Below are 14,652 nucleotides of genomic sequence, written 5' to 3' on the forward strand. Positions count from 1 at the left end.
ACGTTTGGAAATCATATCTCATCTGCTTTGAAAGACAACTTGCGTTGCAGGCAATCCATTTAAGAGAAATTCATCAGACCTCATAGACCGTAGGGTCCTCCACGCCTGCTTTCTCAAATGCTTCCCTGCGCTCCACACAGGTTCCACACGTGCCGCAATGCCTTGTTCCACCTTTGTAGCAGCTCCACGTCTGGGCATAGTCTATCCCCAATTCCATACCACGACGGACGATATCGGCTTTCGTAATATTCGTATAGGCAGCTTCTATCCTTGTATTGTTGAACGTGCCGTTGCTACTTGCACCGTCCATCGCGCTGATAAATTCAGGCGTGCAGTCGGGATAAATCGTATGGTCGCCACCGTGATTAGCTATATAAATCCTATTCAGTCCGTGGTTCTCGGCAATTCCCACAGCAATGGAAAGCATTATGCCGTTCCTGAACGGTACCACCGTGGACTTCATATTATCTTCTTCATAATGCCCATCGGGAATCTTGTCGGCACCTTCTATCAGCGAACTCTTGAAATACTGGTGGATGAACTGAAGAGGAATTACCAGATGAGGGATTCCCAGCCGTTCGCAATGATATTTTGCAAAAGGCAATTCGTTCTGTGAATGGTTCTGCCCGTAATCAAACGAGAGAGCCAACGCAATAGTGTCCTTCTTATCGTAGAGGAGCGTAATGGAATCGAGTCCACCACTGACGATGATAACTGAATCTTTCATTAATAAAATAATAATATGCAAAAATACAAAAAAGATAGTATTTGATTTCCCCAAACCGATAAAAATATGTATATTTGCGCTAAGAATGTATTCATTTTTAAAAATTACAAATAATTTACATTACGAATGAAGATTAATGATTTCAACTTCGCCGGACTCAAGGCTATTGTCCGCGTAGACTTCAATGTGCCATTGGATGAGAATGGCAACGTAACAGACGACACACGTATTCGTGGTGCATTGCCAACACTCAAGAAAATTCTTGCTGATGGTGGCGCACTGGTTATGATGAGCCATATGGGTAAGCCAAAGGGAACAGTAAAGCCTGAACTCTCTTTGAGCCAGATTGTAAAGAACGTTTCTGACGCACTCGGTGTTGAAGTGAAGTTCGCTAAGGATGCAGGTAACGCAGAAGCAGAAGTTGGCGCACTGAAAGCCGGCGAAGCTCTCTTGCTCGAGAACCTTCGCTACTATGCTGAAGAAGAAGGAAAGCCAGTCGGAGTTGAAAAGGACACACCAGAGTTCGACGCTGCAAAGGCAGAAATGAAAGAACGTCAGGAGGCATTTGCTAAGAAACTCGCTTCCTATGCAGACGTATATGTAAACGATGCGTTCGGTACGGCTCACCGTAAGCACGCTTCAACGGCAGTCATTGCCGACAGCTTTGATGCCGACCACAAGATGCTCGGTTTCTTGATGGAAAAGGAAGTTACGGCTATCGACAACGTATTGAAGAACGCACAGCATCCTTTCACAGCAATCATCGGTGGTTCCAAGGTTAGCTCCAAGCTCGGAGTTATCAAGAACCTTCTCGACAAGGTAGACAACCTCATCATTGGTGGCGGTATGGGCTACACTTTCATCAAGGCACAGGGCGGAAAAATTGGCAAATCTTTGCACGAAGACGAACTGATGCCGGAAGCACTCAACGTAATGGCAGCTGCTAAGGAAAAGGGCGTGAACCTTTCATTGTCAATAGCTACGGTATGTGGCAAGGAGTTCTCAAACGATACAGAACGCAAGGTATTCCCTATCGACCAAATACCAGATGAATGGGAAGGTATGGACTCGGCAGAAGAAAGTCTCGAAGAATGGAAAAAGATTATTCTCGATTCAAAGACAATCCTCTGGAACGGTCCTGTCGGCGTGTTTGAATTGGAAAACTTTGCTCACGGAACTGGCGAGATTGCCAAATACGTGGCAGAGGCTACAAAGAAGAACGGCGCATTCTCACTCGTAGGTGGTGGCGATTCTGTTGCTGCCGTAAACAAGTTCGGTTTGGCTGATGAGGTTTCTTACGTTTCAACAGGTGGTGGTGCTATGCTCGAGGCTATCGAAGGTAAGGTGCTCCCGGGCGTTGCAGCTATCGAAAAGTAACAGAAGCTCTTTTAATACAGGCTAAAGAAGGGTGCAGAGTAACATCTGCACACCTTGTGAGGATTAAAATATCACAAAACAAAAAATGAGTTCAACAGATAATTGTTGAACTCATTTTTTGTTATCTACATCCTTCGGCAGTATAAGCAGAACAAAGTCAAGCTACAATAATCAACAGTCTTCAACTATCCGTTCTTCACCCTTCTTAAAGCCCACATCTTCTTTCTTCCGAATGCAGAACTCCGCATAGAGCGAATGCTTGCCCTTTAACGCCTTTACTTCCTTTTTCTCTGTAATTTCTCTTTTCAAAACTTTACCTTCGGGGCATTTTCTGAGCCGGCAGCAGCTTGAAATTTCTCCATTCTGTCAAAGCCGAATATGCCTGCCAACATAGAATTTGGGAAATGGCGAACGGTTGTGTTATAGTCCTGTACGGATTCATTATACTTCTTGCGTGCCTCGCTGATACGGTTTTCACATCCTTCCAACTGATCCTGCAAAGACTTGAAGTTCTCGTTTGCCTTCAATTCAGGATAGGCTTCCGATACGGCTATCAGGCGTGAGAAAGCCTGTGCCAACTGATTCTGAGCAGCTTCATATTCCTTCAGTTTCTCAGGGCTCAGACCATCGGCATCCAAATGGATTTGCGTTGCAGCATTGCGAGCCTGTGTTACGGCTTCAAAAGTTTCCTTTTCGTGCTTAGCATAGCCTTTCACTACTTCCACCACATTCGGAATAAGATCGGCACGACGCTGATACTGCGTCTCTACATTGCTGAGCGCAGTTGTAGCGGCTTCTTCCTTATCCACCATTCCGTTATAACCCGAATAAGCCCAAAGTGCCAATGCCACTACGGCTACTATCAAAACTAATACTGATTTTTTCATTTTTATCTATAACTTTAAATTGTTTCTTTAAATTTATGAGGATAAGGACTAAAGGAAAGCAGATTTCCTTTCAGCCTTATGCCCGTTATATATTTTCACATATTTGGAATTTCCTTGTATTCTTGTAAACTTGTTCCCTTGTCTACGTGTAATCTTGTCCACTCATAAACTCGACTACCATCCCCCACCGGCACCACCGCCGCCAAAGCTGCCACCTCCGAAACTTCCTCCGGAGAATCCTCCTCCGAAGTTTCGGTCGTTCAGATGCCCGGGATTGCCCCAAATGATGGGGCCGAACCATCCACTGCCTCCAGACCCTCTGTTCCCGGAATTACCTTTGCCGCCGTTGTTCTTGTTCTTGGAAACAAGATAAATCCAGAAGAAGATGATTACAAGCAGCAGAATTGCAAGGAAAGGCGAATCCTCAGAATCTGATTCCGTGCCTTCCAATCCTGTTTCTCCGGTGCTCAATTTTGAATAGATGGCCTTTGCCGTACTGAGCATTGCCATATCGGTGTTGCCGAGTCGCATATTTTTCACGATACACTCGCGGCCGATAGAGCCACAGGTAACATCCGTAAGGTCGCCTTCCAGACCTTCGCCCGGTGCAATGAAATACTTACGGTCGTCTACTGCCACTACCACCACCAGTCCTCTGTCGTCCTTCTTTCCCACACCTACCGTGTTTCCAATATCTTGTGCAACTCTGAAAACATCGGCATTTTCAACGTGAGAAACGACGATGAAAACAGACTGCACGCCACTTTCTTTCTCCAGTCTGTGAAGATAAGAATCCGTGGAATCGCGCAAAGCCTCCGACATCAGCCCCTCGGGATCGCAGACATACTTACGGGCATCCTGCAAATGAATCATAGGAATTTCTTCCGCCCTCCAATCCTTCGCCAATACCGGCAAGGAAAAGATGCAGACAAACATCATCAAGAGTATATAAAATTCCTTCTTCATAAGGTGCAAAGTTAATAATAATTCAGATAGATTGAGCAAACAGAGTTTCAAACAAGGAATATCCCCGACAAGAAATGTGCTGAGGATATGAATTTCCTTATCGTTGAGAATTACATAATTCCGTCTTCACGGAGTTTCTTCTGCCATTTCCACGCCGTTGCAAGCACTTCCTCCAATGGAGTATCGGCCTTCCAGCCAAGCACTTCGTTTGCCTTCGTGCAGTCGCCCCAAATCTTCTCGATATCGCCCTCACGACGCGGACCAAACTTCCAGTTCAGCTTAACGCCGGTAGCCTTTTCAAACGTGTTTACAATCTCCAAAGTGGAGTTTCCCTTACCCGTACCGATGTTGAAATATTCGATGGCTTCCGTTTCCTTGTCCAATACACGTGTCATAGCGGCAACGTGAGCCTTGGCAAGGTCTACTACGTAGATATAATCGCGGATGCAGCTTCCATCCTCCGTATCGTAATCATTGCCGAAGATGGTCAGTTGTTCGCGAATGCCCATAGCCGTCTGTGTAACGAATGGGATAAGATTGTTGGGAACACCGTTGGGAAGTTCGCCAATCAATGCACTCGGATGCGCACCAATCGGATTGAAATAGCGCAACACGATACTCTTGATTTTGGCTCCACTATGGATATAATCGTAGATAATCTGCTCGTTGATTTCCTTTGTGTTGCCGTAAGGAGAAGTTGCTTTCTGATGTGGAGCTTCTTCCGTTACCGGCAAGTTTTCGGGATTAGGCTGGCCGTAAACCGTGCAGGAACTGGAGAAAATAATACCCTTCACACCGTATTTCGGCATCAGTTCCAGCAGATTAATGAGCGAAACAACATTGTTGCGATAGTACATCAATGGCTTCTGAACGCTCTCTCCTACTGCCTTTGAGGCTGCAAAATGAATGATACCCTCGATATTGGGATACTTTTGGAACACCTTTTCGGTTGCTTCCTTATCCTCAAGATTCACTTGTTCAAACGCCGGACGAATGCCGGTGATTTTCTCAATACCGTCAAGAACTTCAATTTTAGAGTTGGAAAGATTATCAACGATTACCACATTGTAACCGGCTTCCTGAAGTTCAACCGTCGTATGTGAACCTATGAAACCAGTACCGCCTGTTACTAAAATTGTTTGTTTCATTTTATTTTTGAGTTTTATGTCTTTTATACCTTAAAAGAGATGCTTTCTAACATCTCTGCAAATATGGTGCAAACTTACGGAAATTAATCCATAAAATGTATTTCACACAATATTATTTAACGAAATTCCAACTGTTTTGAAAAGAAACTCATCAGCAACCACACCGAGAAGATGAAGATATAGAGCAAAATTACCTGCAACACATTCAGGTTGATGCCGGTAACAGAGGCCATCGGAAGGTTTGATATTGCTTCTATTGCACCATTCATAAAACCCAATATAGCTATAAGAGCATTCACAAGTATTCCCTGTGCAGCCGAGAACCAGAAAAGACATAACACTCCAACCATAAGATACAAAATAAGCGTAACACAAGGTATGGCTACAAGATTGGAAATCAAGAAATAAGTGGGGAACTGATGAAAATAATAGGCCACCAAAGGAGCTGTCCCTAATTGTGCAGAGATGGATATAAAGAGCATTCCTACAAGGAATTTCATCCATCTATGTCGCTGTAAAAGTCTGCTTGGCAACATCTTATAACACAACGGCATAAAAAGGAATATCGACAGAACGGAGATGAACGATAACTGGAACCCAATATCAAAAAGAGCCAACGGATTTATGGCAAGGATTATGATGGCTGCAAAAGCCAACGTGTTTATCGACATTCTGTCTCTATTCAAAAGCGACACCACCGTATAAATTGTCAGCACCAATGCTGAACGCATCACCGACGGCGAGAATCCCACCAGAAAAACATACGACCAGATGGATACCAACACCACAAAATCGATTACTCCCCATCGCTTCAAGCGTGCATAGATTCCCCATCCTCTGAACAGCGAGAAACCAAAGACGATCATTGCATAGATAATACCCAAATGCAATCCAGACAATGCGAGAATATGGCTCACGCCCGTTGCAGAATACTCTTCCTTTAAATCCTTGTTTATTTGAGACTTATCCCCCAACGACATTGCCGACACCAAAGCCAAAGTTTCATCTTTCAGCCCTATCCTCCCTAATTCATTTATCCATCGCTGCCTGATACATTTCATCCTGAGCATAGCCCTGTCCAAATAGGAGAAATTATCCATATTCACGGAAGTTTCCGTCCATTCGTTCCAATAAATAAATGTCTGTGCCACATAGCCGTGATTCCTAAGCCATTGCCCATAGTCAAACTCTGCATTCTTTAGATTTGTTAATCCCTGAAGTTTAGCACGGAAAGAAATACCATCGCCTATATGCAGGTTTTTATATCGCGATTCCACCGTGTCGCGAAGCAGAGAGGTTTTAATCTTGATAGGAGCTTTGCTTTTTCCCAACAGCCTCAAATCCATCTGAATGACTTTTCCTCGTATCACTGGCTCTGACAGCAATACAGCACTGTACTCGGCATTTGTTTCAGGTAATGTGAATTTTGCTTTTTCCAATTCCTTCACTACGAGAAAACAGCCAATAGAAAGAATTGAAAGATATATACAAATACTTTGCAAAACCTTGTCCAGACACAACGACAACAGCAGAAAAATACAAATTGCACCCAACATCCATCCACCATCAATGTCCGAAAACATATAGTAACCTAAAATATTGCCCACTATCAATGCGACAGCAAGTTTCAATAAAGGATACATACTCAGACTATCTTTCATAGCAACAGGATTATCGACAGACAAAATTAAGAAAAAGAATCCGTAAAACAAAATGCGCAGACGTTTCTCTCACAACAAAAAGCATTTGCTTGAACAACCAACAACTACTAAAAAATAGAGTAATTATGAACAAACCTATATTTATAGGGCTTCCCCATTGTCAATCAATTTTCCTCAAAACCTGTTTATTTCTCTTTTTATTAATCTATTCCGAACTCGACATTTAAGCAATATTTTGTCAAAGAATATTGCTAAAAAACAGACACTTTTTCATTCGCAATTTAGAAATGAACAGACCGTTTTTGCTCCATTGGTACACCATTTTCAGACAAATGAAATGGATTCATACGAAGTTTTCAATCCATTCTTGCGATAAACGCATCGCAAACGTCGCTAAAATGGAAGATGAATATGCGAAAAACAACCTCAAAAATATGGTTATTATATCGCATTTATTCCTCTATTTGAGAACTTTTAAACGAAAAAGGTATGCACATCAAATAAAATTTCTTAGATATTCACTGATTATCAATAATTTGCCTTTGCACACTCATAGCATTCATATTTTAAAAATAAAAACAATTCGTTCAAAATAAACGAATTATACAGAGGGTTTTGTCAATATTATTCACAAACTAATGCTATTAAGGAATAGCATCATTATTTTGCCGTACAGTAGATAAACAAAAAATGCCCAACGCTTCTCAGCGACGGGCATTCAATCTCAATAGGTATTAGTCTTTTAAGGTAAAAAGATTGTATTCAGGATAACGATTGCAAAGATAGAAGAAATTTAACAAACCACCAAATGTTTTAGACATTAATTTATAAAATTATCAGCATTTTCTTCAGGGAATTATATGTTTTAAATTATTTGCTGACACTTTTCCGCCTGTATTTCAGCATTCTATCGACTTTAAAATAAGGTATATGGCAAAAAAATGACTTGTAGAAATATGACAGAATGAATAAAGGCTCTCTCCGGATAGCAGCAGAATGAGAAAAGAAGAAAACTGAAAGAAATATACGCTTCACGCAATACACCTAATTTCTATTATAGGGTTTGCGTGTGCATTAATTTTAAGATAGATAAAACATTACGAGAAAAAATAAGTATCTTTGCACCAAGAATAAAATACATACGATATATGAATACAATAGAAAGTAACACGAACGAAGAAAAGCGCAGCTTGAGTTTTGTTGAACAGCTCGTTGAGGATGACATTGCCGCAGGAAAGAACGGCAAACGCATTCAGACGCGTTTTCCACCAGAACCCAACGGTTACCTCCACATTGGCCACGCAAAGGCTATCTGTATGGACTTCGGAGTTGCTGAAAACTATAACGGTGTCTGCAACCTGCGTTTCGATGACACCAACCCGAGCAAGGAAAACAATGAATATGTGGAGAATATTCTCCACGACATCAGTTGGTTGGGCTTCAAGTGGGGAAACATCTACTACGCCAGTGATTACTTCGAGAAACTTTGGGAATTGGCTGTTTGGATGATCAAGACCGGAAAGGCATACGTGGACGAACAGAGTTCTGAGACTATTGCAGCACAGAAGGGAACTCCTACCGAACCCGGTGTGCCATCTCCCTACCGCGACCGACCGGCCGAAGAGAGTCTTGCGCTCTTTGAAAAGATGAACACGGCAGAGGCCGTTGAGGGCAGTATGGTGCTCCGTGCAAAATTGGATATGGCCAATCCCAATATGCACTTCCGTGACCCTATCATCTATCGTATCATTCAGACGCCCCATCACCGTACAGGCACAAAGTGGCACTGCTATCCGATGTACGATTTTGCGCACGGACAGAGCGACTATTTCGAGGGTGTAACGCACTCTATCTGTACGCTTGAGTTCGTTCCCCACCGTCCATTGTACGACAAGTTCATTGATTTCCTGAAGGATTTCGACCATACGGCAGACAATTTGCAGGACAATCGTCCTCGTCAGATTGAGTTCAACCGTCTGAATCTCACTTACACAGTGATGTCGAAGCGCAAGTTGCACACACTCGTTGATGAGAATTTGGTAAACGGTTGGGACGATCCCCGTATGCCTACACTTTGTGGTATGCGCCGTCGTGGCTATTCTCCAGAGTCGATTCGTGGCTTTATCGATTCTATCGGCTATACAAAGTTCGACGCTTTGAACGATGTTGCGCTCCTTGAAGCTGCCGTGCGCGAAGACTTGAACAAGAAAGCGACCCGTGTGAGTGCCGTACTCGACCCTGTGAAATTGGTTATTACGAATTATCCCGAAGGTCAGACGGAGGAAATGGAAGCCATCAACAATCCGGAAAACGAAGCCGACGGTTCGCACACCATCACTTTCTCAAAGAATCTTTGGATAGAGCGTGCCGACTTTATGGAGGACGCTCCCAAGAAGTTCTTCCGTATGTCGCCGGGCAAGGAAGTTCGCTTGAAGAACGCATACATTGTGATGTGTACCGGTTGCACGAAGGATGCCGAGGGCAATATCATAGAGATTCAGGCAGAATACGATCCGATAAGCAAGAGTGGATTGGAAGGTGCAAACCGTAAGGTAAAGGGTACGCTCCATTGGGTAAGCGCAGACCACTGCATTAAGGCAGAAGTCCGCGAATACGACCGTCTTTTCAATATCGAGAACCCATCGGCTGACGACCGCGACTTCCGTGAGTTGCTCAATCCTGACAGCTTAACCGTTCACAGTAACTGCTATGTAGAAAGCTATTTGGCAGAAAAGAAGCCGGGCGACTACCTGCAATTCCAACGCACAGGTTACTTTATGCTCGATCCGGACACAACTCCTGAAAGGCTTATCTTCAATAAGACAGTCGGCTTGAAGGATACTTGGGCTAAAGAAATGAAAAAGAACTAAGAAGTTTTTGAAACTTGGACAATTACTACAAGTCAGATAAATTCAAGCGCATTCTTCAGAAGTATGAAGAATCAGATAAATACAGCAGCGGCAGTTTCCTCGACTCCGAGGAACTGACCGATGTTGCGGAATATTATCATTTGAAAGGTAAGGACACGGAATCTTATGAAGTGGCCGAACTGGCATTGGATATATTTCCAGGAAGCATCGCTCCTTTGGCATTCCTTTCAAGAATGGCACTGCTTGTAGAAAACAATATTGAAAAGGCGGAAGAAATAGCAGCGTCTATTATCGACAAGAGCGACATAGAATATCTTTACCTAAAAGCCGAGATTCTTATCGTTGCCGAAAAGCCAAAAGAGGCGAGTGAATATCTTGAGGAATATTTTTCCGACGTGGATGAAGACGATAAAGAGTATTATATCATCGATTCAGCGAATTTGTTTGCCGACTATGAGGAAATGGCTTTTGCCGAAGAATGGCTGAATAAATCCGGTCAGTCGTCCACAAATGAATACAAGGAGATTCAGGCACGCATACTCAGAAGCAAAGGAAACTTTGCAGACAGCGAAAAGATTTTCAACGAACTCATCGACTCCAATCCCTATGCAGGCTCGTATTGGAACTATCTGGCACAAAGCCAATTCCTTCAAAGCAATTTCAATGAGTCTATCACTTCGAGTGAATATGCCATAGCCATTGACCCCGAAGACGAAGAAGCCATCCTGAACAAGGCAAACGGACTCTTCAGTCTGGGCAATTATGAAGAAGCACTGAAGTTTTATGAAAGGTATAAAGAGTTGTGCCAAGGCAACGATCTGAGCGTCATTACGGTTACAATCGGGCATATCCACCTTATTCTGAACGATATTCCCAGTGCATACGCCAGTTTCGAGGAAGCGATAAAAACTTCAAGAACCAGAAATGCAACGATGATTCAGATTGCAATGTCGGTGTTCGACAATGGATATATCGCTTACGCCTATCAATTACTCAAGAATAATCTTCCATTTGCCGATAAGGAATGGATTTTTGGCTATGCTTATTATGCACGTTGTTGCTATGAATTGGGAAAGATGGAGGAATATCCAGCAGCGTTGGAAGCAGCATTGGGCAAGAATCCTGACGAATGCAAGGATATTTTAGGCGACCTTTATCCTCCGGGAACGACACCATTTGATTATCCTTCATTGACACCTGACCATCCAAAAGACAAAGCCGGCACACAAGACGATTTTCCTTTTGAGCCGATGCAAGAATAATTTTCGGTAGTATTTAACCTCTTAAACAGAAGAAATTATGAACGCAAACGAGAGATATATTGAGGAAATTGCCAAAACACAATTACTTTCGGACGAACAAGAAAGAGCTCTTGCCGACAGAATCAAGATAGGCGATGCCAAGGCATTGGAATTATTGACCAAGGCCAACTTGAAATTCGTGGTTTCAATAGCCCACCAATATAAGGCTCCGGGACTGTCGGAAGACGACTTAATCAGCGAAGGCAATATCGGTTTGATGTATGCTGCCCAGAAATTTGACGGCAGCAAGGGTACGAGATTCGTAAACTTCGCCGCAACCTACATCCGTAAAGCGATGGAGGAAGCCATAAAGGAGCAGAAGAATCTCTACAAAGTGCCAAAAACAGAGAATAAGCCTTTTGAAAAAAAGCGTGCCCGTGCTATTTCCATCGACCAACCGGTACCTGTTGGCAGTTCGGGCAACTTCACACTTCAAAGCGTTATCGAGAACAGCAATTCTCCTTTTGCCGATGAATCGCTTAACAACAGCATTCTTAACGGAGAAATCCAGCAGGGAATGGCAGTTTTGGATGCTAGAGAGCGCAAGGTTCTTACCCTGATTTATGGTTTGAAAGAAGGCGAACATTATACTATGGCAGAAATTGGCGATATGATGGGACTGAAAAGAGAACGCGTCCGCCAGATCAGAAACAAGGCTTTAAGAAAACTTCAACGGAAAATGAAGTAAAAACAAAACGCTGAAACTTCGCAATGATTTCAGCGTTTTTTCATTAAATTATCAGCATTATATCTAATTAATTCATTACATTTGCAGCAAAATTAATTAGAACGGCTTTATTAAGTACGCTGTCAGGAGCAAGGCAAAGAAACACTGAGCTCGAGCTGATACAGAATTGGTACGGAAAGGAAGCCAAAACGACACTATGGAATCATTAAAAAGAATTTTCAGAATAGGAAGAGGTCCTTCAAGCAGCCATACGATGGGGCCACAGGGAGCAGCAAAGATATTCCTTGCACGCCATCCCGAGGCAAAGGCCTTTGAAGTTACGCTATACGGAAGCCTCGCCGCTACGGGCAAAGGCCACATGACAGACGAGGCTATTATCAATGTATTGTCTGAAGTTGCACCAGTTGAGATTATATGGAAGCCCACCGAAGTGCTGCCCTACCACACGAATGGTATGCTTTTCACGGCAAAAGACGAAAACGGAAAGACCATAGACGAATGGACTGTTTACAGCGTTGGGGGCGGCGCATTGTCGGAAGGAAAGGGAAAAGACGACTACTTTTACAGCGAGAGCGTTTACGAACTCACCACGTTGAAAGACATACAGCGATGGTGCGAGAAAAACGGTCGCGGCTATTGGGAATATGTTGAATATTGCGAAGGTCCTGAGATATGGGATTACCTGCGGACGGTATGGAAAGCAATGAAAGAAGCCGTGGAAAGAGGACTCGACAGCGAGGGCGTTCTGCCCGGTTCGCTGAACCTTGCCCGTAAAGCCAGCAACTATTACATCAAGGCACGCGGCTACAAGCCATCGTTGCAGAATCGTGGTCTGGTTTATTCCTACGCTCTGGCCGTGAGCGAAGAGAACGCATCGGGAGGAACAATCGTTACTGCTCCCACGTGCGGCGCGTGCGGTGTAGTGCCCGCCGTGCTCTATCATCTGTCTGACGGGCACGAGTTTTCAGAAACAAAGATTCTCCACGCACTTGCAACGGCAGGCATTTTCGGCAACATCGTGAAGTACAATGCCTCTATTTCAGGTGCAGAAGTGGGTTGTCAGGGCGAAGTCGGCGTGGCTTGTGCTATGGCGTCGGCAGCAGCTTGTCAGCTTTTCGGGGGAACACCGGCGCAGATTGAATACGCTGCCGAAATGGGACTGGAGCACCATTTGGGAATGACTTGCGACCCCGTGTGTGGACTCGTGCAGATTCCCTGCATCGAGCGCAACGCCTTTGCAGCCTGTCGGGCACTCGATGCCCAACTGTATTCCACCTTCAGCGACGGCCGTCATCGCGTTTCGTTCGACCGAGTTGTGGAGGTTATGAAACAAACCGGACACGACATCCCGTCGCTCTACAAGGAAACGAGCGAGGGAGGTCTTGCACACGACTTTGAATGGTAATGCTAAATATCCGTCTTCTTGCTTTCGATGCCGACGATACCCTGTGGGATTGTCAGTCGTACTTTGAATCCGTAGAAAAGGAATACTGTAAAATCCTTGCGCCCTTCGCCTCTGAAGAGGAAGTTTCCAAGGCACTCTTTGCCGTGGAAACTGCCAATATGCCCTCATTGGGCTATGGCTGCAAGGCTTTCGTGCTCTCGCTCATCGAGAATGCAGTTGAAGTGAGCGGTGGAAAGATTTCCTCACACGATATTGCACGCATTCTCGACCTTGGGAAAACCCTCCTTGAACTCCCCGGCAGCCCACTTCCGGGTGTTGAGCGCACATTGGCTGAACTCAAAGCGGGCAATGCTTTCAAGATGGTGGTGTTCACTAAGGGCGAGCTTCTCGATCAGGAGAACAAGCTCGAACGCTCGGGACTAAAACGATATTTCGACGACGTAGTGATTGTTTCCGACAAAACGCCTGATGCCTATCAGCGTCTCTGCTCCCGTTTCGGTGTAGATATGCACGAGTTTATGATGGTTGGTAACTCCTTCCGTTCCGACATCGAACCCGTTTTGAAGCTCGGAGGCTATGCTATCCACATTCCTTTCCACACCGTCTGGCAGCACGAAGTTGTGGAGGAATACGACCACGACCACTTGCAGAGGATTCGGAACTTCTCCGAAATACTGCAAAACTTTGCACTCCAGAGCAGAAATAGGCCTTAGTTCTGTGTAAGCCTGAACTTGGAAACATAAGATTGTTCTGAAAAGTATTTAGTGTTCGTGGGCTAAACTTCTCATAGATAGCACAGAATCACAGATATTATTTTCGACCACAGAGAAGACAGAGCCTTCTTTATGGTCGAAAAAATCGACCTTAATCTGTGATTCTGTGAGAGATTTCTTTATAAACTTATCCCGAACTGGGGTAAACATATCGGAACAGGATAACGTTGCATAAAGTATTTTACAAAACAGGAAACATAAACATTACTGAAAGGAAACCGTTATCACTTGAAACCTAGCCTCAACGCTCCACGCCTTCTCGGGCCTGAAGTCCTTTCTCTGTGTAATAATGCTTCACTTCCTGCATATCCGTTACCAAATCGGCATACGCGATGAGTGCATCCGGAGCATATCTGCCGGTCAGAACCACTTCCACATTGTTGTTTCGGCTCTCCAATGCTTCAATTACCTCATCGGCTTCGAGCAATCCGAATCGCAACGCAATGCTGATTTCGTCGAGAACCACAAGGCCGTAATCGCCCGATTGTAATTTCACAGCACACCGTTCCAAGCCTTTCCGTGCTTCGGCCTTATCCTCTTCGTCGGGCAACCAGTCGAGCATACAGCCACAGCCAAACTGTTCTATCTCCATTCCGTCGAGAAAATTCACTATCCGTGTTTCGTTATATTTCATCGATTTCACGAACTGCCCGATATAAACTTTCTTCCCTGCCATTCGCATTCTCAGGGCAAGACCGAACGCCGCCGTTGTCTTCCCTTTTCCATTGCCCGTATATACGTGAACTTGTCCGTTTTTCATTGCTCAAACTTGATTTATCATTATATTGCAAAGATACGAAGTCTTCTTCAAAAAGAATCATAACTTGGAAGACTATAACGGGAAAATTA

At 44.2% G+C, this 14,652-nt stretch carries 13 protein-coding genes; 6 read left to right on the forward strand and 7 right to left on the reverse strand.

The genetic code is table 11. The features are described 5' to 3' along the window. Positions 1-73: 73 nt before the first annotated feature. Positions 74-727 carry a 7-cyano-7-deazaguanine synthase QueC gene (gene queC / locus P150_RS0114310; protein ID WP_028898297.1) on the reverse strand — a complete coding sequence of 218 codons (654 nt, stop codon included), beginning with the start codon at positions 725-727 and terminating at the stop codon, positions 74-76. 126 nt (positions 728-853) lie between these two features. Between queC and pgk the strand changes: the two genes are divergently transcribed. Continuing rightward, positions 854-2,104, forward strand: coding sequence for a phosphoglycerate kinase (gene pgk / locus P150_RS0114315; RefSeq protein WP_028898298.1), 1,251 nt, complete (start codon positions 854-856; stop codon positions 2,102-2,104). 171 nt (positions 2,105-2,275) lie between these two features. Here the strand turns inward: pgk and P150_RS17725 are convergent, their stop codons facing one another. The 5 genes from P150_RS17725 to P150_RS0114340 all read right to left on the reverse strand — a co-directional run bounded on the left by P150_RS17725 (position 2,276) and on the right by P150_RS0114340 (position 6,766). Next, the gene (locus P150_RS17725; RefSeq protein ID WP_155953025.1) at positions 2,276-2,413 is read right to left on the reverse strand and encodes a hypothetical protein; all 138 of its coding nucleotides are present in this window, start codon (positions 2,411-2,413) and stop codon (positions 2,276-2,278) included. Next, positions 2,410-2,991 carry a LemA family protein gene (locus tag P150_RS0114325; protein ID WP_028898299.1) on the reverse strand — a complete coding sequence of 194 codons (582 nt, stop codon included), beginning with the start codon at positions 2,989-2,991 and terminating at the stop codon, positions 2,410-2,412. Before P150_RS0114325 ends, P150_RS17725 begins: the two co-directional genes overlap by 4 nt. 174 nt (positions 2,992-3,165) lie before the next feature. Then, positions 3,166-3,957: a YgcG family protein gene (locus tag P150_RS0114330; RefSeq protein WP_028898300.1), complete on the reverse strand. Its 792-nt coding sequence runs from the start codon at positions 3,955-3,957 to the stop codon at positions 3,166-3,168. Between the two features lie 110 nt (positions 3,958-4,067). Beyond that, the gene (gene galE, locus P150_RS0114335) at positions 4,068-5,105 is read right to left on the reverse strand and encodes a UDP-glucose 4-epimerase GalE (RefSeq protein ID WP_028898301.1); all 1,038 of its coding nucleotides are present in this window, start codon (positions 5,103-5,105) and stop codon (positions 4,068-4,070) included. Between the two features lie 116 nt (positions 5,106-5,221). Beyond that, positions 5,222-6,766 (reverse strand): ComEC/Rec2 family competence protein, encoded by a 1,545-nt coding sequence (locus P150_RS0114340; protein WP_028898302.1) that lies wholly within the window; start codon positions 6,764-6,766, stop codon positions 5,222-5,224. 1,148 nt (positions 6,767-7,914) lie between these two features. Between P150_RS0114340 and P150_RS0114350 the strand changes: the two genes are divergently transcribed. From P150_RS0114350 to P150_RS0114370, 5 genes are all read left to right on the forward strand, one after another. Continuing rightward, entirely contained in the window at positions 7,915-9,636 is a 1,722-nt protein-coding gene (locus P150_RS0114350) for a glutamine--tRNA ligase/YqeY domain fusion protein (RefSeq protein WP_028898304.1), read from the forward strand. Between the two features lie 14 nt (positions 9,637-9,650). Then, a complete protein-coding gene (locus tag P150_RS16610; RefSeq protein WP_051617648.1) occupies positions 9,651-10,898 on the forward strand; it encodes a tetratricopeptide repeat protein in 1,248 nt (415 codons plus the stop codon). A gap of 37 nt (positions 10,899-10,935) precedes the next feature. Beyond that, on the forward strand, positions 10,936-11,625 hold the full coding sequence (locus P150_RS0114360; RefSeq protein WP_028898305.1) for an RNA polymerase sigma factor RpoD/SigA: 690 nt from the start codon (positions 10,936-10,938) through the stop codon (positions 11,623-11,625). A 196-nt stretch (positions 11,626-11,821) separates the two neighbouring features. After that, positions 11,822-13,030, forward strand: coding sequence for an L-serine ammonia-lyase (locus tag P150_RS0114365; RefSeq protein WP_028898306.1), 1,209 nt, complete (start codon positions 11,822-11,824; stop codon positions 13,028-13,030). Then, positions 13,030-13,743, forward strand: a complete 714-nt coding sequence (locus tag P150_RS0114370; RefSeq protein WP_028898307.1) for an HAD family hydrolase — start codon at positions 13,030-13,032, stop codon at positions 13,741-13,743. Before P150_RS0114365 ends, P150_RS0114370 begins: the two co-directional genes overlap by 1 nt. Before the next feature lie 301 nt (positions 13,744-14,044). On the opposite strand, the gene P150_RS0114380 is transcribed toward P150_RS0114370, so the two are convergent. Further along, positions 14,045-14,563 carry a cob(I)yrinic acid a,c-diamide adenosyltransferase gene (locus tag P150_RS0114380; protein ID WP_028898308.1) on the reverse strand — a complete coding sequence of 173 codons (519 nt, stop codon included), beginning with the start codon at positions 14,561-14,563 and terminating at the stop codon, positions 14,045-14,047. Positions 14,564-14,652: the final 89 nt, after the last annotated feature.

Origin of the sequence: Prevotella sp. HUN102, from assembly GCF_000688375.1 — a bacterium.
GTDB lineage: Bacteria > Bacteroidota > Bacteroidia > Bacteroidales > Bacteroidaceae > Prevotella.